Raw genomic sequence first — 18,594 nt, forward strand, 5'->3', positions numbered from 1 at the left:
GACTCGGCTCGATGCGGTTTCAGTCCAGCAGCCGTGCCATGAACTCGTCGGCCCGGCGCTTCATGTCCTCGTCGCTGAGCCTCTCGGTAGGGATCTCCACGTCGTCGAAGTCGAACGAGAAGTCGTCCAGCTTCAGGTCGTCGTTCAGTACCTCGCTCGCCATGGTGCGACTCTCCTTCGTCAGTGCAGAGCCGCCGCCTTGCGGCGTGGCATCGGTGGTGGATCCGGGATTCATGGTCGCGGCGGCTTCTTCGTCAGCGGGCGTCGCCGAAGCGGCCGTGAGGGCGCGACTGGACTTGTCCACATCCAGCTTCGGCACCGGCGGCGGCGGCAGCTCCCGCTTGGCGAAGAACCTGTCGCGGAAGTAAATGACCCGGTGCGCGAGCACGGGACGCAGGCCTTCGTAGAACAGGATCATCCGGGTCGATCCCAGCTCCTTCACCTCCTGCGGCAGCAAGAGGCGGCGGGGCTGTTCGCTGATGCTCACGGTCGGCGCCTTGCCCGCACTGCCCGCGCCGCCCCACATGGGGCGACTCACGGTCTTCTGCTGGACGGTGTAGGTCCCCAGCTCGCGCGAGATCGCCTCCGCATCGTCGTACTCCTTGGGCGGAAACACGATGCGCGCTGCCAGCATCTTGCGGATCGACTTGGCGCCCTCGATGCCGTACTTCTCGATCAGCTGCGAGTTGGACTGGACGATCAGGACGGTGCGCACGTTGTAGCCGGGCAGGAAGGCGGTGGACTCGGCGATGACCGGGATGCGCCCGAGCGCCGGGAACTCGTCGAGCATCAGCAGGACTTGGTGGCGAAGCTGCGGGTTGTTTTCCGGGAGCTCGCGTGTCTGCAGGCCGATCGCCTGCTGAAAGAAGAGATTGAGCAGCGGCTGCAAGCGGGCGATGTTGTCCGGGTTGATCTGGACATAGATGGAGATCGGGCGCTTGCGCAGCTCGCGCAGGTCGAAGTCGTTGGCCGAGGTCGCCGCATCGATCATCGGGTTGAGCCAGAGGTCCAGGCGACTGGTGAAGGTCTTGCGGATGCTGGAGGCCGTGGTCGGCGCCAGGTCGATCACGTCGTAAAGGCTTTGCACCGCCTCCTGCGACAGGGGATAGCCGGCGCGCTCGCAGGCGTCGATCACGCGCTTCCAGTGCTTCTGGAAGCCCTCGGCATCGCTGGCCATGCCCTGGCGCAGCACCTCGCCCAGGGTGCGCGTGGCGCCCTCGGTCTGGAAGAGGTACAGGGCAATGCCCAGGAACAGCGACCGGGCCGATGAAGTCCAGAACGGATCGCCGACCTGCGGATCGGGAAACAGCATCGTGCCGATGCGCTGCAGGTCGTCGATGCAGCGGTAGGGCAGTTCGGACACATAGCCCAGCGGATTCCAGCGCGCCGAGCACTCGCACTCGGACAGGGGATCGAACAGGTGGACTTCCTGTCCATGCACCTGCCGGAAGCCCGCCGTGCGCAGGAAGTTCTCGCCCTTGACGTCGCTGACGATTGTGGAGCCGGGCCAGTTCAGCAAATTGGGAATGACGACGCCGACGCCCTTGCCGCTGCGCGGCGGCGCCTCCAGCTCCACCCCCTGCTGGCCCGGCAGCACCAGGTAGCGGCGGCCCAGGCGCCCGAGGATGATGCCATTCTCGTTCAGGAGACCCGCCCGCTCAACCTCGCCCCGGGTGGCGAATCGTGCATCGCCGTGCAGGGGCCGGCGCCGCGGCAGCATGGCGAAGCCGACCAGGCCCATCATCAGGCCTTGGGAGCCGACCAAGGTGGCTATGAGAGTGTTACGTACGTCCGGGCGCTCGCCGTAGGCCTCCCAGTACTGATGAATGGTGAGCAGCGTTGCGTTCTGCGGCGGCATTTTCATTGCCATCAGGAAGGCATAGCCGGCGACGTACAGGCCGACTACCGCCGCCACCAGCAGCGCGACCGCAATCCTGAAGGGGCTAGGCCAGCTCTCGGCGCCTGGTGGCTGGGTCATACCAGATCTCCCGCACGATGCGACACTGCCGGCCATCCTGCCGGTCTCTCGCGCACTGCACGATGATGTCCACGCTCATCTGGGCCAGCTCCACCCCCTCGCGGGTGCTCATGCCCTGGCCGGCCTGGCTGCGCTTCATGAGCTGCGCCAGTGCGACGAAGGCCATCTCCGCGCTGTCCGCGTGCACGCTGGTGATCGAGCCGGGGTGGCCGGTGTTGACAGACACCAGGTAGTCGTAGACCTCCTCGCCGGTGCGCAGCTCGGACACGAATACCCGGTCGGGGCGCTGCCGCTTGGCGCTGGCCAGCAGCTGGCCGGGCGTGACCTCGGCCTGTCCCTGGGAGCCCTGCGAGTAGAAGAGCCGCACGTGATTGGGCTGGTTGCGCAGCGACAGCTCCTGGACGTCCTCGATGGTGATGAGACGGTCCTCGGCAGGCACCTCGAGGATCAGCGCCTTGCTGACGGTGGTCTTGCCGGAGCCGGTGGCACCGGACAGGAGGATGTTCTTGCGCAGCTGGACGGCGCGGCGCAGAAAGGACACGAACTGTCTGCGTTCGAGCAGGCCCGTCAGCTCCTTGTCTTCTGGCGACAGCTGCTTCAGCTCGTGCTGCCGCATCTGCGTCGCGGGCACGCTGCGGGTCGGCTCGAAGATGCCCAACTTCTCCAGCTCTTCCAGAGTCCAGAGCGCATTGGAGGGACGCCGGATCGTGATCGAGATAGTCCGGTCCAGCGTGGCCGGCGGCAGCACGATCTGGATCCGTTCGCCGCCGGGCAGGGTGGCGGACAGGAGGGGCTCGTTGGCCGAGATGCGCTGGCGCGTGAAGTTGGCCACCAGCTTGGCGATGGACATGCACCAGTCGAAGCTGGCGAACGGCAGTTCCTCGCGCGTCCAGCCGGACTGCCGTTCCACGAAGGCAGCGCAGGGTTCGTTGATGCAGATCTCGGTGACCTCGGGATCGTCCAGCAGGCTGCTGAGCGGACCGAGGAAGAGGGCAAGGGACGAGGGCGGCGCTTCAGACGCCGCAACCGGCGCAGGCCCACTCGTCGGCTGCGAGCTGCCGGTTGCGGCGCCAAGCTCGCGGTCAAGGGGTGGACGGCTCGGCTCGAAGCGCATAGACGCTCCTGAAATCCACATCACGCGCCACCAGGATCTGGATGCGCTCGCCCTGGTTCTTGATGACGGTGGGTGGGATGGCGACGGTGCTGCGCAGCACCTCCGTGATGACGTCGCGGCTGCCTTGCGGGCCGAGCACCACGCCGCCGCCGCTGCCGACATTGGTGCCGCTTTGCTGGTGGGCAGCGATGGCCTGCATCGTGCCGTCGATGATCGAGATCAGGATCGCGGCACCGAAGCGGTCCCAGAAGTGGGTGTCGACGAAGCCCGGCAGGCCGTTGCGTCCCAGTTCGTCAGTGCCGGGGGAGGCCAGTTGCACCACGATGCCGGTGGGCGTGCGGGCTTCGTTCCACACGACGAAGACCCGGCCCTGCCCCTGGCGCGGCGTTCCGCGCTGCTCGCCGACGTACTTGGTGCCGCGCTCCAGCAACACCACCTTGCCATCGGCCCCATAGATGTCGCTGGCGCCGATGCAGGTGGTCATGCCCTCGTAGGTGGAATCGATGGCGGTTTCCAGGGTGCAGTCGATGAAGGCGCCCTTGGGCAGCAGCATGCGCCGCGTGGGCAGGGTCTGGGCGGCGACCGCCGGGGTGGGCGTGGGCCGCAGGCTGGCGGCGAGGCTGCCGCCGCTGGAAGCTGCAGAACTGGCATTGGATGGCTGCAGCGCCCCCAGCAGTTGGGCCATGCCCGGGACGCCCAGGGGCACGGCCGTCTGTTCCGCGGACGCGTAAGGGGGTGTGGCACCTGCCGCCTGGGCCGTCTGCGCGCGGCGAAGAACGGGGACGCCGAGCTGGCGTTCCAGTGCGATCTGCTCGGGCGTCTTCTGCGGCGGGCCCGCGTTGGCGTTGTTCGCCGGCGCCGGGGGCGGTGGCGGGGCCGGGTGGGTGGAGACCGGTGTCGGGTCCAGCGGGGCCCTCGGTGGGTCGATGCGACCCAGCGGTGGCACTTTCATCTCGCCGCCGGCGCGTGCGACGGCGGCTTTTCTTGCGGCCTCCTCGGCCTCTCGGGTCTTGGCGTACTGCGTGTTGTAGTACCAGAACAGGAAGCCGGCGCCCAACAGGATGATCGTGGCCAGCGCCAGGGCGCCGCTGATTCGCGACTGGATGGAGCGCTCGCGATTGACCGAGGGGATAGCGCGTTCGCCCCGGATCGTGGTGCTCTCTGCGGCTGTTCGGGATGCCTCGCTTGCTGAGTCCGCGTCTTGCCGTGCGGACAGGACCTCTCCCGTGTCCGGATCGATCTCGGGCGTGTCGTCGTGCTCCGGCCGATTGGCTCGGGAGGCACGACGGGTGCGATCCAGCCAAGTCATGGCCCGTCTCCCGTGGTGATGCGCTGAACCCCTGGCGCGTTGGTGTGGGTCGGGGTGCGTGCGCCGCCGCCGGCGAAGGACTGGTTGACGACGCAGCCGACCAGCGTGCCCCGGCGCAGCACGAAGCGGCGCGCCACGCGGTGGATGACGACTTCGTCTTCGTCGACGTTGAAGTTCAGCAGCGATTCGGAGCCGTCGTCGTTCTGGACGAACATGGCGGGGAACTCGGAGCGCGCCTGAAAACGCAGTCGGGTTTGCACCCCGTCGTCGTAGGCGCTCATGGGCTTGAGCGACTCGCTGCCGCAGAACCAGTAGTCGGTGTTGCTCGGCCGTTCTGCCGCCGCCCGGCTCATGCGGGCCTCGGTCTGGCGGCGCTCCCGATCGGCTGCCGCGGCGCGGGCCACGTCCTCGGGATAGGTGAAGCGCACCGAATACACCATGCGCCTGGCGGCGGCGCCCGAGGGTGCGGTTGCAGAGACGACGTAATCGAAGTGGTAGGCCCGCCGGTTGGTGAGCACCGTGAGGTTGGTCGAGGCGCGCGCCTCCCTGGGTTTGATGAAGAAGTGATTGCGCTCGGCGCCGACATCAAAGGCACCGTTGTCGCCGGAGCCGAGGTTCACGAACTCCTCGCCCTCGGCGAACTGCAGATGGATCTGGTAGCCGACGTAGCCCTGCAGCGTGACGACGTCGTCGGGGTTGTAGGCGACCACACGGACCCGGGCGTCGACCTTGCCGGCCGGGGGCACGGTGGCGCTGTGGGCGCGCGGGGCGATGAGCGCCAGCCCGGCCGCCAATGCGATCGCGAACGGAAACGTGCGGTGTGCGCCTTGGGGCCTCATCGCGCATCCTGCCTGCCAAGTGTAACGCCCGCGGCGGCGACCTCGGGCTCACGGCGGTACTCCACGACGCGAAAACCCAGCGGATTGAGCGAGCGCGTCTTGTCGTCCTTCGAGGGCGGGACGTAGGCGAACTCCATCGTGGAGACCCAGTGGCTCGCTTGTTCTTCGCCCGTGCCGCCAGGACGGGTGTAGCGGCTGAAGCGGACCTGCGCCAGCTTGTCCTTGCCGCTTTCCAGCTTGAGGAAGGTGACCGAGCGCACCTGCGTGCGGATGGACGTACCGTCCTTGTAGACGTTCAAGGGCGAGGTAGGGTTGTTGGTGGCCCACAGGGCCGCCCACTCCTGGTTGAGGGAGGGCGAGTTCTGCGAAGCGACCAGTTCGTAGTCCGCCTCCGCGGTGCCATAGAAGTAACGCTCGCGCGCGATCACGTAGTTCTGCAGCAGGTTGCGCGTCACCACCTGCTCGATGTCGCTCGTGCCCTCATAGGCGGGGACGATGTCGACGATCCCGCTGCTGCTGTCGACCCGGATGACGACCGGAACGGGTTGCTTCAGCGGGGTAAGTCCGGTGACTGCGGCCACCGAGAGAACGGCGATGGCCGCCGCCACTGCGGCGACGATCCAGGCGACCTTGGCCGATCGCTCCGCCCGGCGTGCGCGGTCGAGCTCCCAGCTCTGGGCCTCGCGCAGGTAGTTCTCAAGAGCGGCGTCCCGGTGCATTGACCGCTCCTAATTCCCAGCACTGGTAGAGGCGTTGATCGGCGTGAGTGGCCCTTCGCACTCCGGTGGCAAGGGCGGGCGAGTGCCGCAGGCAGAGACCAGAGCGAAGGCGAAGAGGGCGACCATGAGCTTCATCGGGCGCTTCCACGGGTCATCCACGCCGAGAGTGATTTGGCATGACTTGCTCGCGCGGGATCAACGTGCCGCCACGGCGCGGCGTGCCAACACGACTGATCGAGGTCACGCCGGCGCCGACGCGGTTCCCCGCCAGGCGGCGGAACGAGTCCCAGCGGCTGCCTGGTTCTCCCCGCAGGCCGTCGAGGACCCCTCGGCTGAATTCGTAGCTAGTGCGCTTTGCACCGCCCAGCCCCCAGCGGAGCATTCCGCTAACGACACCATAGGTGCTCAGCGCCACACCGCTCGCAAGTCCTGCGGCGATCGACATAACTTGGCGCATTACTAGGAAAACAAGGGCCGAGGCAACGCAGACTCGTGCACTTGCGGCGATGGTTATCCCAGGGCCCGCCGCCGCCGCACTGGCCGCGTACGCCTTGACAATGTTCAGCAGTAGCGCAGCGGAAAACATGGTGAGTACTCCGACGAGTGCATAGTTGGCTAGCTGTGCAGTCCATGACTCAAAGAATCGTCTTGTTGCATCAAAGAAGAGCAAGACGATGAAGATCGGGCCCAAGGCCAGCAAGATTGCAATAGCCACCTTCGACAGCCCAAGCAGGAATGCCGTCACCACAACGGTCAGGCCAACGAGTAGATAGACCAGAAACCCTGCCGCATAAAACGCAAAGTCGCTGTCCAATACGCTCCCCTTCTTTAGCAACTGTTCAGCAACGGCCGTTCCGTCAAACCAGACTTGATCAATCACGCTCACGACGGTCGGTGCCCCAACGACTGATGCCGCCAGCTGCTCGGGTGCTCGATAGAAGGTATCCGTGATGACTTGGTTGTAGGTCCAAAGCCGAAGTCCTACGCCAAGGATGATCGCGATCGTGAAAATTCGCTTGATTCCTTCCCAGATCGGCTCTTGAACTCGTCCGGTGAGGCTGAGATAGCCCCAGATCATCACGTAGATTGTTGCGAACGTCACCGCAGCGGGTTCAATTGAGGACGCAACCTGCGCCGTGTGCGTGCCAACATAGTTAGCGAGCTGGCCATCGAGCCAGGAGAAGAACTGTGCGAAGAAGCCCATGACGGGAAGTCCTATCGGGCGTTGCCCTGCGGAATGGGAACCGGCTTCAGGTCTCGTGTGCTGCCGATGCCCTCAAGCTTCTGCTTGGTCAAGTCGTCATCAGGCTTCCTCGGTGCTGGAGGCGAAGGAGCGGGTGATTGCTGCACTACAGGAGGCGTCTGTTGCACTGTCTCGTGCTGGATGACGTAGTACGCCCCACCCCCTGCCGCTGCCGCGACGATGACTGCGAGCAGGGTCCACGCTGTTTTTTGCATATAGGGTCCTGCTTGCTAGTAGTCGACGGTGGGAAGCGATCGCATGGAGCCGATGTCCGATGCGGATTGCTCTCGGATGCGCTGCTTGCGCATGAGCTCTTCAGATTGAGCGACTTGATAGAGACTCTGCAGCTTTGTCTGCTCATTGGTGAGCATGTTCTGCTCGGCCTGGATCCGCGCCTGCAGGTCCTGGATGGCCTTGGGATCGTGGGCGGTGGCGATGCGATTGATCAATTGTTGCAGCGCCGAGAAGCGCTGGCTGGTGTTCTGGTAGGCGCTATGGGTCATGCCGTTGAGCATGGCAGCCGACTGGCGACCCTGCTCGACGATCTGGCGCATCTCCGGACTCAGGGCATCCATCTGTCCGCCTGAGAGCACGCTGTTGGCCCTCATGATCGACTGCACGTGATTGGCCAGGCCGGCGTAGCTCGGCGATGAGCCGTTGAGCGTGTTCATCAGCTCACCGTAGCTCGCCGGCAGGTAATTGCGCGCCAGGTCCGAAGTCGGCAGCAAATGTTCCATGCCTCGGGACCCTGTCATGGCGCCGTAGGTCAGGGCCAGCTGGTCCTTCGAGGCCTTCAGCTGCTCGTACTGCCTCTGCATCGCGGAGATCTGCTGCTGCCAGTACATGACCTGCTGCATCAGGTTGGCGACCGCCGTGACATCAATGACCGGAATGCCGGCCTTCGCGTGCAGCGGTGCCAGGAGAGCCGCCGCTGAGAGGAAGAAGGCGAGAAGGTGTCTACGCATGGGAGACCTCCAGGGGCGAGTTTGGACGGGGAGAGCGAACGGCCAGGGCCGCTCGGAAAGGGGCCAGCCATCGATCGGGCTGCGGGCCGTGCCGGTCGATGAGTTCGCGCATGAGGCGCACATTGCTCGTGCGTCCCGAGATGACGTGCAAAGCGTCCTCGAAGCCATGGAGATCGAGCTGCGCAACCACGCTCACATGGTTTTGCTTGATCAGGAAGTGACGCGAGCCCGGCTCGAGCTCGTGTTTGATGAGCGCGAACTCCCGGTCCGTCAAATTGAAGCCCTGGGTGTATTCGTCGTAGTCCGCTTCGGGGTTGGGGAACAGGATCTTCGTCGGCGTCTGCTCGACGATCGCCCGCGCGATGCTGGAATCGAGCACATGGCTGGTGCTCTGGGTGAAGGTGGCGATGTTCGCGTTCTTCTTGCGCCAGGTCTCCAACCCGTTCTTGGCGAACTTCGCGAAGCTCGGGTCGCTCAGGAGCTTGGCGAACTCGTCCATCCAGCACACGAGGGGCCGTCCGTCCACCATCCGGTTGACCAGATGAAAGAGGTACATCGTCAGCGGCGCCCGGACCACCTCGTTGTCCAGGAAGTCGGTCACGTCGAAGCCGACCAGTGCGTGGTCGGCCAGCAGGGGCGCCACGTCGTCATGGTCGTTGTCGAAGACCCAAGCGTAGTCGCCGTGCTCCGAGGCGCACCATTTGCGAAGGCGCGCGTACATCCCCTCCGGGTCCGTGATGTCGAGAAAGGCGATGAGCCGGGACAAGCGCCTGAACGGCGGATCGAGCTTCAGGGTACCGCGCAGCGCCTGGTCAAGGTCATCTTCCTGACGAACCGTCAGGGGGTCGTTCGGCGTGCGCATGACGAGGCGCCTGAGCCAATGCCGCATGAACTCGACGTTGTCGGCGATCGAGTCGTCGAGCTGCAGGGGATTGCAGCCGGTCGGGGTCCCGTTCTTGAGAGGCAGGTACTGGCCGCCCAGTGCCCGTACCAGGATGTGCAGGCCCTCGTCCTTGTCGAAGATGACCTGCGTCGCATCCAGCCGGTTGCAGATCGCCACCATGCAAAAGCCCAGCAAGGTGGTCTTGCCGGTACCGACCGGCCCTACGCCCGTGATGTGTCCCACGTCGCGCCGGCTGCCGCCGTCCGGGCTGCGCGGGTCGCTCGCGTGCAGCGAGAAGTAATAGGGCGAGCCGGCGCGCGTCATGAACATGGTCAGCGCATCGCCCCAGAAGTTGCCCGTCGCGCGGCCGGTCGGGAAATTGTGGAAGGGCGACATGGCCGCGAAGTTGCGGCTGGTGATGGGGGCCTTGCGGCTGCGGTAGGCGAAATTCCCCGGCAGCTGTGCCCAGAAGGCCGCCTCCAAGGCGAGGTCTTCGCGCGCCACCACCATGCCGGTGTCGCCGAGCAGGTAGCGGGCGCGCGCCACGTTGTCGTTGAGCTGTTTCAGGCGAGGCCGGCCCTCGGCCTCGCGCACGCCATCGTAGGTGTCGGCCAGCACGTGGAGGCTGAAATGATGGTCACCCACGACGAAGCGGTTGCTCATCAGGTCGTCCAGCGCGTCCTTGAGCTCCTCGGCCTGCGAGACCGCCAGGTCACCGGCGGCCGCCATCCGGTGATGCTGGCGACTCATCATGTCGGTGGCAGTGCCCTTGGCCAGGAAGGTAAAGCTCTGGGTGAGCACGAAGGCAAAAGGCGCTGTCAGCAGGGCGCCGAACATGCCGGGCGCCGTGGGCGTCGGATACACCTTGATCCCCAGGAAGGCGCCGATGCGGGTCTGGGTACCCGTGCGGTACTCCATGGCCTCGTTGCCAAAGAAGGGCCGTGTGGTGGCCAGGACCTCGTTCAGGGGCGAGCGCGGCAGCGGCATGCGCTGCCACTCCCCGTTGACCAGCAGGCCGTGGAACTCCACCAGGGAGGAGAAGAGCACGTTTTTTCCTGGCAGCCGGTAGATGCCCAGCGCCTCTGGGTCGTAGCGCTCCAGGGCCGCAAGCAGCTCCTGGCGCAGCTTGGTGCAGGCGTCCAGGGAATCGCGCAGTTCCGTCTGCGCGCCCTCCGGATCCGTGCGCTTGAGCAGCCGCAGCGCGGCGTTGCCGATCCGCGTGGGTTGCGGCCTAAAGACCACCGACAGGTACAGCTCGTTGACCATCAGCCGCTCGCCGGCCATCTTGCGGCGGTAGCGCTGTTCGACCTCGTCGGCGAAGCCAGGGATCGTCCGACCAGCCGGATAGCCGGTTTCCCGCCGCCGGATCACGTGCGTCCACAGGGCCAGGTTGGGCGAGGCGATGTTGCGCAGCAGGATATTCAGGCGTTCGTGCCAGCTGTTGATGTCCTCGTCGTCCGCGCTTTCGAAGCTCGCGCCGGCCAGGCGCAGGGTCTGGACGTAGTCGCCCGCTCGCGTGCGGGCCACATGCTCGTCCACATGCGCCGCGAGCGGGATCATGGACGCGGCGCCGACCTCGCGGCGCAGCGTCTTCTCGGAGCGGGAGACCAGTTGCATGGCACATCCCGTGTCAGCTCACCGCCGCCGGCGCCGTGCGCATGCGGCGGCGTCCCCGAACATCGGGCATCTCCAGCGCCAGCGGGCTGTAGGAGTTGGCGCGCCAGTACCGCAGGTTGCCGCCAAGCATGGCCGGGAGACGCGTGCGCCCCCACAGCTGCAGCAGGTCGAAGAACCGCGGCTCGTACAGGCACACCAGGTAGAGCACGCCGTGGACCGGCACGAAGGCCAGCAGCCAGGCGAGGTTCTTCGTCACAATGAACGACTCGGTCGTGATGACGATGTTGAACATCATGGCCGAGTAGGTGACGCCCCAGACCATCGACGGACGGGTCATGCCGACGAAGAGCGGGTCGGCGACGATGCCCTGGTTGTGGCTCATTTGCCGTGCCCTTCAGACGCCGAACAGGCCCCGGATCCAGGAGACGATCTGCGGGCCACCGAAGACCAGCACGGTCCCGATCACGACCGCCACCATCCACCACCAGCTCAGGCGCCCGAACCAGGCCATCGCGCCGGAGACCATGACAGCGACCGCCGCCAGCGGCGTGAGGATGGCGACGAGTTGCTGCTGAGTGGCATTGGCGCCGGTGGCGAAGGGGCTGCCGGCCAGCACCAGCTCCGGCAGCAGGATGCACAGCCCGGCGATAAGGGCAGCCCACAGCCGGACGGCCCAGCCGCCAGATGCAGGGACCGGCGAGGCCGGCGAGCGCGAGGTATTGGCTAGCCGAGCAGTTCGAGCCGCACCACGGTGCGCCCGGTCCCGAGCGTCTTCAGGTGCGTGGCCAGGGTGTCCAGGCTGCGAAAGGTTCGCGGCTGGCCGGCCGAGCCCAGCAACACGCTGCGCCCAATCCGCCAGGCGATGATGGGATGCACCTGGTATCGGGCCGGCTCGACTTCCACGATCACCAGCTCGTTCACCGCACGCTTGTGCAGCAACTCGATCAGCTCGAGCTGCGTGAGCGGGTTGGCGGGTGGGTCCTGGTTCTGCTGGGATTTGTGCCGAGCCGTGGTGGCCATGGGGGTGCCTGAATTCCGTGGAACAGGGAATGGTGACTGGCTCGGAATTGTGAACGAAAGTGCTCGCGGTCATGGCGCTACTCCGGTCGACGGGCGGAATCACTGCGCGGACCCGCCTCGGCGGGGGCGATGGACACGGCAGAAGAAGCGGCAGCGGGGGTCTCCATGAGCCGGACCTTGCCGTAAACGTCCCACCACGGCGCGGCAGGCGGTGTCTTCGCCGGGCGAGATGGAAGCGCGATGGGCGCGGGCTTCGGCGTGACCGCAACCTCAGCGTTGCCCTGCGGGGCTGCGGCGGCCCGTGTGGCCGCCGCCAGTTCGCGCTTGAGGCCCGCGATGTCGCTGAGCGTGCGGCCGCGCTGCTCTTCCGCTTCGCTGGCGCTCTCCACATCCGCGGCGGGCCTTGGCTGGATCTTGCGGCGCTCCAGCGCCTCCAGCAGCGCTTCGGATTTCTTCAATTCCTGCCGAAGGATCTCCACCCGCTCACTGTCGCGCGCTGCCTGCTCCGCAGCGCGGACATGACGAGGTGCCGATGATGTTTGTGCCGTGGCGCCGCAAGTGCAGATCAGGAGGCCCAACACGGCGACGAGTTGAAACGACACGCTGTGCCGTCCCTCCTCAATCCATCCGCAGTGATCAAGGTGCCTTGCTCGCATGAGGCGCAATGTCCGCCCGCGAGCGCGCGCCTGTCAATGAAACACCTTTGTTTTACTTTCTATAGCTGTGCTATAGAACAACTGGACAAACGGAAATTGCGAGACTACGCTAAATGCGCGACCTGCCTGAAAACGGGCTTGTCCATGTGTTGCTGGCCGCAGTTCGCCGGTCGAGCGCATTCCGAGAAGTTCTTTACGTATTGTTGCGAGTCCTTCGCCGCGTCCTTGGACCGATGCGGGGTCGCACGATTGATCCGCGAGGTGCTTTCATGAGCAACGTGGTGGTGTTCGGCAATCAGAAAGGCGGTGTCGGCAAGTCGACCCTGGCGGTGCTCTACGCGCACTGGCTGGCGGATGTGCAGGGCCAGTGCGCGTGCGTCGTCGACCTGGACACGCAGGCCAACAGCTCGAAGACGCTGCGGCAATTCAATTCCGGTGTCGGTGCTGTTGAACTCTTCAGGGAAGGGCTCGGCAGCGGGATTTCAGGTGGATCCAAACCGGGTATAGCACTCGTGGCAGGCGGCAAGACCATGGCGGACATCGAACTGGCGCGTCCGGAAGCTGTGATTCCGGCGTTTCGCAAGAACGTGGCAAGCGTGGCGCAGCGTTTCGACACGGTCGTGATCGACACGCCGCCTGCTCTGGGATTGCGCATGAGTGCCGCCTTGATCGCGGCCACGGCAGTGGTCTGTCCGATCGAGTTGGAGGAGTACAGCATCGATGGCGTGACCGACATGCTCAAGACGATCTTCGGCGTGCGTCAGCGCTACAACCCCAGGTTGCAGCTGGCAGGCATCGTGCTCAATCGCTTCAACCCGCATTCAGTTCGTCAGAAGGCCGCGATGCAGCAACTGGTCGATCACTATCGGGAGTTCGTCATCCCGGCGCGGATCTCGACACGTTCGGCCATTCCAGAGGCGCTGGCCGCCGGTCTTCCCGTGTGGGATCTGCCCAAGAGCTCGGCACGCGAGGCCAGCATCGAGCTCAAGGCCTTGTTCGGCCTCCTTCAGCAACGCATGGATTCGGCTGACGCCGAAACCGAGACGACAGGAGTGTCGGCATGAGTGCACCCGAGCTGGACCTCAGCGGTCTGTCGCAGTTTCGCGCGTCTGACTTGTTATCGGCTGCAGAGGGTCGTTCTGATCGCGGCGCGCCCACCCCGGTTGCAGTGGAACTCATCGATTTCGATCCTTCGCAACCTCGGCGCACTTTCAAGGAAGACAGCATCGAGGAGTTGGGGGTGTCGATCCGCACGCACGGGGTCCTCGAGCCGGTGTCGTTGCGCACGCACCCGCAGCTGCCCGGGCGGTACGTCGTGAACCGGGGAGAGCGCCGCGTGCGCGCGGCGCGCAAGGCGGGCCTGCTCCATGTGCCCGCCTTCATTGACGAGCGCGTCGATCCCTTCGCGCAGGCCGCGGAGAACCTGCATCGGGAGGACATGTCGCCGTTCGACCTGGCCGCCTTCGTGTGCGCCCGCGAGAAAGAAGGATTGTCGAAGTCCGAGATCGCCAGGCGTCTGGCCAAGCCGCGCACCTACATCAGCGAGGCTGCCGCACTGATCGACGCGCCTGCGCCGGTCCGACGTGCGGTCGAATCAGGTCGCCTGGGCTCCGACGTGCGGACCCTCCACCGACTCGTCGCTGCAGCACGCGGCTTTCCGGGCCGGGTCGAAGACCTGCTGGCAGGAGACACGCCGATCAATCGGGCCAGCATCGATGCGCTGCTCGGCGAGGCGCCCCGCACGCCCTCGCCCGGCACCTCGTCCGGGACATCGCCGGCACCCGGCCTGGGCCAGTCGACGAAAGCCGTCAGCGGGGGCCGAACCGTGCTGGTGGTGGAGCATGGTGGCCGACGCGGATCGCTGCGCCTGAAAGCACAGGACAGCGACGTGGGAGAGGTGAGGTTCGGCGATGGCACGCGAAGCTTGCTTCCGCTGCGGGACCTGCGCCCCGTTTGCTGGGCCACGGAGGAGCAGTCATGAACCATCTGCGAATCGGAACGGATCTGCCGCATCAGCGCGGTGTGACGGCGCTTCATTGGACACTGGCCGCGGCCTGGTGGTGCCTTTGTGCGGGCTTGCAGCTGGCGCGATGGGTGATCTGCGCGCTGCTGGTGCTGGGCGAACCGATCGTGCGTGCGGTGCTGGTGCCGGTCGCATTCCTTTCCTTTCTGGTGACCCTGATCTTCGGCTTCCTGATCGGCGACGCTCGTTTCCCTCGCTGGGGCATGCTGGCCTTTTCCGTGGGTGCCTTGATGCTTTACTGGCTCTACCTCGGGCTGATGAGCCTGTTCATGACGCTGCCATCGCATGATCAAGATCGTTGACGAAGGGCAGTTGGCACGCATCGCCAAGCAGCGCAAGTTCGATGCCCGCACACTGGAGATCGCCCGGCGCCTCTTCATTCACAAGGAAAAGCCCCAGCTGCTGGCCGCCGAGTACGGGGTGATCCTGCAGCGGGTCTATGCGATCCGCAAGGCCGTGCAGGATTCAGCATTGCCGGTCGGCATTGACGAGCTGAAGCTCAGGGGACCCGCGGAAGCGGTGGCGGCCGCGCGGCTGGCCTACGAAAGGCATTTGGCCAAGATGAAGAAGCGGGGAGCAGAGGTGCCCGAGTGAACGGCATCCCCAGACGAGCTGCGCCGGCAGCGGCAGCAAACGGTCGTCGCGTTTCCTCTCTCCATGCGCCATCGTTGGGCCCACGCGGCGTCTGCCTCAGCGAGGCGACCGGCGAGATCGATGTGCAGCAGAGTCGAGGGCCAGGCAGCCGGGCACCGCTGTGGGTGCGGCCGTTGCCCGGCTGCCTGCGGTCTCGACGCCGGTTCTATTTGGCCAGGTCTTCCAATGACTTCCCGGCGTCCAGTGCGGCCTTCAGCCATCGGGGCCTGGGCCCGAAACCGCTCCAGGAATTGCCTGCGTCATCCTTGTAGCGCATCTTCGCAATGCGCTTGCCCTTCTTGCGAGCGGGGCGGGCCGCCGGTGCAGCAGTCTCGTCAGACTGCGACTTCGCGGAGGAGCTCGATTTCGTGCGCGATCCCGCTCTGAATTCTTCGATGGACCGACCCGCTGCCAGCGCGTTGCGAAGCCAATGAGGGCGCGGCCCACGACCAGACCAGGCGTTGCCGTTGCCATCACTGAAGGTCGCGCCGGACTGGCTCGCGGATTTCCCGATCTTCTTCGGACGCGCGACCGATTGGCCTGTGCCGAGTCCCAGCTGCTCAGCGGTCAGGCCGTAGTGCGCAATCGCCACTTTGATTCGGTCGACGACACCCTGGACCTCTCTGTGACGGAGAACTTCTGCCTGTCGCTGAAGCTGTTCGATCTGTTTTTTGATCTGCGTGTACGTTTGCGCCATGGATACTTCCATTGAATGAACAGAGGTCAGACTTTACTCTCTCGCCAATTGAAAGCGGATTTACTCCATTTGCAGTACGCCCATGTGACTGACTTGTTGACGCTCTCGACATGGGGTCTCAGCGGCAAGACAATCACCTCGGGATTGCTCACGACGCTGCGGTATTTGTCCATGGCGTCTGGCTCGACCCCCAGCCGGCGTGCCACCTGATCGTGGACTGTGCCGTGGCGCAGCTGTCGCAACGCGAAGGTATGCCGTAGTCGACACGACCCGCAACCGCTGGAATCCAGCCCCGCTTCCTCCAAGACCTGCTTGGCAGCTTCGTATTGCGATTCATTGCCCAAAAGATTGCGCTGCTTTCTCAGTGTGAGCGCCAATGCACTGCGGACGGTAACTGGGCCTGACGAGCCTGTTCATGAACCTGCCGCGTCGCCACGACCGTCATCGTTGATAAAGACAACTGGTGCGCTCTGCCAAGAAGCGCGATTTAAACCCCAGGGCCCTGGAGATGGCACGGAGGCTCCATCGATAGCGAGAAGCCCCAAGCGCCGGCTTCTGCTATGTCCTGTTCCAGGAAGATTGATCGACAGGAAGATCGCCACCGGGATCATTGACCTTCAGTGTGTCGCTCGGCGCCACGCTGGCGCTGTAGATCACGAGATTGATCCCGCCCGGGTGCGCTACGGAGGGAAACAGGACGCCTTTTGCGCCCGCATCCAGCACGAGGTCGGAGAGCACCCAGCTCGGCGGTTCAACGCAGTCCGCGATCGCTAGCTTACGCCAGTCGCAGAAGAAGTCCTCCCACAACGGATCCCACTGGCCGGGCACATAGCCCCCGGTGAAGTCCACCAACGGTTGCAGGGCCACGTCGTAGCTCACGATCGTGCCCGGTGGCAGCAGGGATGAAACCTGCTGGTACTCGGCCAGCGCGGTCTGTGCGTCCGCAGCCAGGTACAGCGCGTGCGTGCCGGGACGATTCAGACGTCCCCCTTGCCTGGCAGCTCCAGCGCCGCTGAGTGGTTGGAATGCCCAGCTCGGTTTGTGAACCCTGAAGTAGGTGCCGTTTGCCTGGCCGACCCTCATCCAGCGGCACCTGCGTCATAGGACTCCAGCAACCGGATCACGTCGTCTGCGCGGCCATCGGCCACCAAGGTCTCCGCCGTCTTGTACTCAAACTCCCGCAGCGGCTCGTTCCTGAACCAGAAGATGGCGCGCTTGATATCCCCGGCAGCCACGTCGCTGGCGGCGCGCAGCACCCTCAGGTTGTCGCGGATGTGCCCTTGAACGCCCGGTGATGTCGGCGCTCAAGCCACCGTGTTGCGATGGACCTTCGCATTCCGCGCGAAGGTGCCGAGTCAAGATGCATCACCTCGATGAATTTCGTCGGCGACAGGTGGTTGTCCTCGCGGAGCTCGTCCAGGAGCGCGAACGTGCCCCACCTGAGGCCTGTCCTTCAGGTCAGGGCGGTCCAGGGTCGTCGGTCGCCGTGGCGCTCCCCGGAGGGCCGAGCGGAGGTTGACGGCCGATGATCAGCACTCAGGCGCCGACGGACGCGGACATGTTCTCGACGTGGATCGACGCGCACATCGTTGCACGCGTCAGATCACCTCCACCGATGCCGCCACGAGCCGCTCATAACGTTTCATCTTCTCGGGCTCGATGCCGAGCCAGCGCGCCACCTGCTCCGGCGACGTGCCGCGGCGCAGCTGTCGCAAGGCAAAGGTGTGGCGCAGACGGAACGAGCCGCCCTCGCGCGAATCGACACCGGCTTCTTCGAGCACCCGCCTGGCGCACTGGTATTGCGAGTCCTTGAGCCACGGCTTGCCGGTGCGGGTGGAGGGAAACAGGAACTGGCCTGCGATGCCGGCTTGCCTCCTCACGGTCAGCCAGTGCTGCAGCAGCTCTGCCGCCCAGGGTGCCACGGGGGTCTCTCGCGCCTGCGAGGTGCCGTCGCCCGGGACGTGAAGCTTCCAGGGTCGCTCGCGTACCCGTGCGCCCTGGGAAATCGGCGAATGCAGCGTCAGCGCCCGCACGTCCCCCGGCGTGAGCCCGGCGCCGAGCTGCAGCGCCACCGAGGCCCGGTTGCGCACCTCCTGCCAAGTCAGTGCGGCCTGCGCATCCCGCCGGGCAGCACCGGGTCGCGGGCGTGCCGCCGAAAGGAAGGCAATCAGCTGCCTGGCCTCGGCCACCAAAAGGTACTCGGGCAGGGGATCCGAGTGCGCGGCGTCGGCAAAGCGCACCTCGGGATTGACCGAGACCCAGTCGGCCGCAGCGGTGTTGGGCACGCTGTCCGTTTGCGCGGCATGGTGGCGCAGCACCCGATCGATCAGACGCATCAGGCGCAGGGCATAGCGGGGTGTGAGCGACAGATCGGAGGTCTTGCGCCCGAAGCGCGCGGCCTGGAACGCCTGCAGATCCTCCAGGCCGAGGGAATCCAGGGTCACCGCTGGCGACTGCCCCACGCACCAGGCCGCGAAGGCCTCCCACATGTCCCGGTAGACGGAGATCGAGCCGGCCTGCCGCAGCGATCCCGTGCCGCGCTGATCGGCCAGCCAGGCTTCGAAGGCCTGCTGGAAGGCAGCCGCGTATCCACCAGGGGTCGAGTCTTCGAAGAGGAGTAGGGAGGAGTGGGTAGCCATCCTCGAAGCATAAAACACGCTAACGGCGAACGCGAGTTGTTGGAGGGCTTTTTGGGCGTGGCGCTGGGGCGCTAGGGGTTGGCTGGTTGTGGTGTTCAAACTGTTGGCCGTTAGCTTATTTATTGCTCGGCGGCTGTCTTCCTTCCACCGGATGTCGTAGTGGTGGAAGCCCTGCATTGACCACAGAACGACAAGAAGGCCCCCTGCGAGTGGCGAAGACGCCGTTGGCGATCTGCACATCCGTACTGCGCTCAATGGG

Annotated in this window: 21 protein-coding genes; 4 read left to right on the forward strand and 17 right to left on the reverse strand. The window is 65.4% G+C overall.

All coding sequences use genetic code 11. The annotated features are described in order from the left end of the window. Nucleotides 1–19 precede the first annotated feature (19 nt). The 12 genes from AC3A6Y_RS24505 to AC3A6Y_RS24560 form a co-directional block, all read right to left on the reverse strand. Entirely contained in the window at nucleotides 20–1,978 is a 1,959-nt protein-coding gene (locus tag AC3A6Y_RS24505; RefSeq protein ID WP_487870842.1) for a type IV secretory system conjugative DNA transfer family protein, read from the reverse strand. Continuing rightward, on the reverse strand, nucleotides 1,944–3,092 hold the full coding sequence (gene virB11, locus AC3A6Y_RS24510) for a P-type DNA transfer ATPase VirB11 (protein ID WP_487870843.1): 1,149 nt from the start codon (nucleotides 3,090–3,092) through the stop codon (nucleotides 1,944–1,946). Before virB11 ends, AC3A6Y_RS24505 begins: the two co-directional genes overlap by 35 nt. Further along, a complete protein-coding gene (virB10, locus tag AC3A6Y_RS24515) occupies nucleotides 3,061–4,401 on the reverse strand; it encodes a type IV secretion system protein VirB10 (RefSeq protein ID WP_487870844.1) in 1,341 nt (446 codons plus the stop codon). The genes virB11 and virB10 overlap by 32 nt, the downstream gene beginning before the upstream one ends. Then, nucleotides 4,398–5,240 carry a P-type conjugative transfer protein VirB9 gene (gene virB9 / locus AC3A6Y_RS24520; protein WP_487870845.1) on the reverse strand — a complete coding sequence of 281 codons (843 nt, stop codon included), beginning with the start codon at nucleotides 5,238–5,240 and terminating at the stop codon, nucleotides 4,398–4,400. The genes virB10 and virB9 overlap by 4 nt, the downstream gene beginning before the upstream one ends. Beyond that, nucleotides 5,237–5,959 carry a VirB8 family type IV secretion system protein gene (locus AC3A6Y_RS24525; RefSeq protein WP_487870846.1) on the reverse strand — a complete coding sequence of 241 codons (723 nt, stop codon included), beginning with the start codon at nucleotides 5,957–5,959 and terminating at the stop codon, nucleotides 5,237–5,239. The genes virB9 and AC3A6Y_RS24525 overlap by 4 nt, the downstream gene beginning before the upstream one ends. A 151-nt stretch (nucleotides 5,960–6,110) precedes the next feature. Next, a complete protein-coding gene (locus tag AC3A6Y_RS24530; protein WP_487870847.1) occupies nucleotides 6,111–7,163 on the reverse strand; it encodes a TrbL/VirB6 family protein in 1,053 nt (350 codons plus the stop codon). 269 nt (nucleotides 7,164–7,432) lie between these two features. Then, a complete protein-coding gene (locus AC3A6Y_RS24535) occupies nucleotides 7,433–8,167 on the reverse strand; it encodes a TrbJ/VirB5 family protein (RefSeq protein ID WP_487870848.1) in 735 nt (244 codons plus the stop codon). Further along, nucleotides 8,160–10,667 carry a VirB4 family type IV secretion/conjugal transfer ATPase gene (locus AC3A6Y_RS24540; protein ID WP_487870849.1) on the reverse strand — a complete coding sequence of 836 codons (2,508 nt, stop codon included), beginning with the start codon at nucleotides 10,665–10,667 and terminating at the stop codon, nucleotides 8,160–8,162. The genes AC3A6Y_RS24535 and AC3A6Y_RS24540 overlap by 8 nt, the downstream gene beginning before the upstream one ends. 13 nt (nucleotides 10,668–10,680) lie before the next feature. After that, a complete protein-coding gene (locus AC3A6Y_RS24545) occupies nucleotides 10,681–11,049 on the reverse strand; it encodes a VirB3 family type IV secretion system protein (RefSeq protein ID WP_487870850.1) in 369 nt (122 codons plus the stop codon). Nucleotides 11,050–11,061: 12 nt separating this feature from the next. Then, nucleotides 11,062–11,331 (reverse strand): TrbC/VirB2 family protein, encoded by a 270-nt coding sequence (locus AC3A6Y_RS24550; protein WP_487870898.1) that lies wholly within the window; start codon nucleotides 11,329–11,331, stop codon nucleotides 11,062–11,064. 59 nt (nucleotides 11,332–11,390) lie between these two features. Next, nucleotides 11,391–11,687, reverse strand: a complete 297-nt coding sequence (locus tag AC3A6Y_RS24555; protein ID WP_487870900.1) for a hypothetical protein — start codon at nucleotides 11,685–11,687, stop codon at nucleotides 11,391–11,393. 77 nt (nucleotides 11,688–11,764) lie between these two features. Continuing rightward, nucleotides 11,765–12,289, reverse strand: coding sequence for a hypothetical protein (locus AC3A6Y_RS24560; RefSeq protein ID WP_487870851.1), 525 nt, complete (start codon nucleotides 12,287–12,289; stop codon nucleotides 11,765–11,767). A 323-nt stretch (nucleotides 12,290–12,612) separates the two neighbouring features. On the opposite strand from AC3A6Y_RS24560, the gene AC3A6Y_RS24565 reads away from it, so the two are divergent. From AC3A6Y_RS24565 to AC3A6Y_RS24580, 4 genes are read left to right on the forward strand one after another with little or no spacing between them, the layout of a single operon-like run. Next, nucleotides 12,613–13,407, forward strand: a complete 795-nt coding sequence (locus tag AC3A6Y_RS24565; RefSeq protein WP_487870852.1) for a ParA family protein — start codon at nucleotides 12,613–12,615, stop codon at nucleotides 13,405–13,407. Then, a complete protein-coding gene (locus tag AC3A6Y_RS24570) occupies nucleotides 13,404–14,324 on the forward strand; it encodes a ParB/RepB/Spo0J family partition protein (RefSeq protein WP_487870853.1) in 921 nt (306 codons plus the stop codon). The genes AC3A6Y_RS24565 and AC3A6Y_RS24570 overlap by 4 nt, the downstream gene beginning before the upstream one ends. Further along, nucleotides 14,321–14,668: a hypothetical protein gene (locus tag AC3A6Y_RS24575; RefSeq protein WP_487870854.1), complete on the forward strand. Its 348-nt coding sequence runs from the start codon at nucleotides 14,321–14,323 to the stop codon at nucleotides 14,666–14,668. The genes AC3A6Y_RS24570 and AC3A6Y_RS24575 overlap by 4 nt, the downstream gene beginning before the upstream one ends. Further along, entirely contained in the window at nucleotides 14,652–14,960 is a 309-nt protein-coding gene (locus tag AC3A6Y_RS24580) for a hypothetical protein (RefSeq protein ID WP_487870855.1), read from the forward strand. Before AC3A6Y_RS24575 ends, AC3A6Y_RS24580 begins: the two co-directional genes overlap by 17 nt. Before the next feature lie 205 nt (nucleotides 14,961–15,165). Here AC3A6Y_RS24580 and AC3A6Y_RS24585 read toward each other — a convergent pair whose 3' ends face one another. The 5 genes from AC3A6Y_RS24585 to AC3A6Y_RS24605 form a co-directional block, all read right to left on the reverse strand. Further along, nucleotides 15,166–15,696 (reverse strand): H-NS family nucleoid-associated regulatory protein, encoded by a 531-nt coding sequence (locus AC3A6Y_RS24585; RefSeq protein ID WP_487870856.1) that lies wholly within the window; start codon nucleotides 15,694–15,696, stop codon nucleotides 15,166–15,168. A 26-nt stretch (nucleotides 15,697–15,722) separates the two neighbouring features. Continuing rightward, a complete protein-coding gene (locus tag AC3A6Y_RS24590) occupies nucleotides 15,723–16,073 on the reverse strand; it encodes a hypothetical protein (protein WP_487870857.1) in 351 nt (116 codons plus the stop codon). A 181-nt stretch (nucleotides 16,074–16,254) separates the two neighbouring features. Beyond that, nucleotides 16,255–16,779: an RES family NAD+ phosphorylase gene (locus tag AC3A6Y_RS24595; protein WP_487870858.1), complete on the reverse strand. Its 525-nt coding sequence runs from the start codon at nucleotides 16,777–16,779 to the stop codon at nucleotides 16,255–16,257. Next, the gene (locus AC3A6Y_RS24600) at nucleotides 16,776–16,952 is read right to left on the reverse strand and encodes a hypothetical protein (protein WP_487870859.1); all 177 of its coding nucleotides are present in this window, start codon (nucleotides 16,950–16,952) and stop codon (nucleotides 16,776–16,778) included. Before AC3A6Y_RS24600 ends, AC3A6Y_RS24595 begins: the two co-directional genes overlap by 4 nt. Before the next feature lie 342 nt (nucleotides 16,953–17,294). Then, nucleotides 17,295–18,335: a tyrosine-type recombinase/integrase gene (locus AC3A6Y_RS24605; protein ID WP_487870860.1), complete on the reverse strand. Its 1,041-nt coding sequence runs from the start codon at nucleotides 18,333–18,335 to the stop codon at nucleotides 17,295–17,297. Between the last annotated feature and the right edge of the window lie 259 nt (nucleotides 18,336–18,594).

Source organism: Variovorax sp. Soil_C_17 (genome assembly GCF_057657265.1).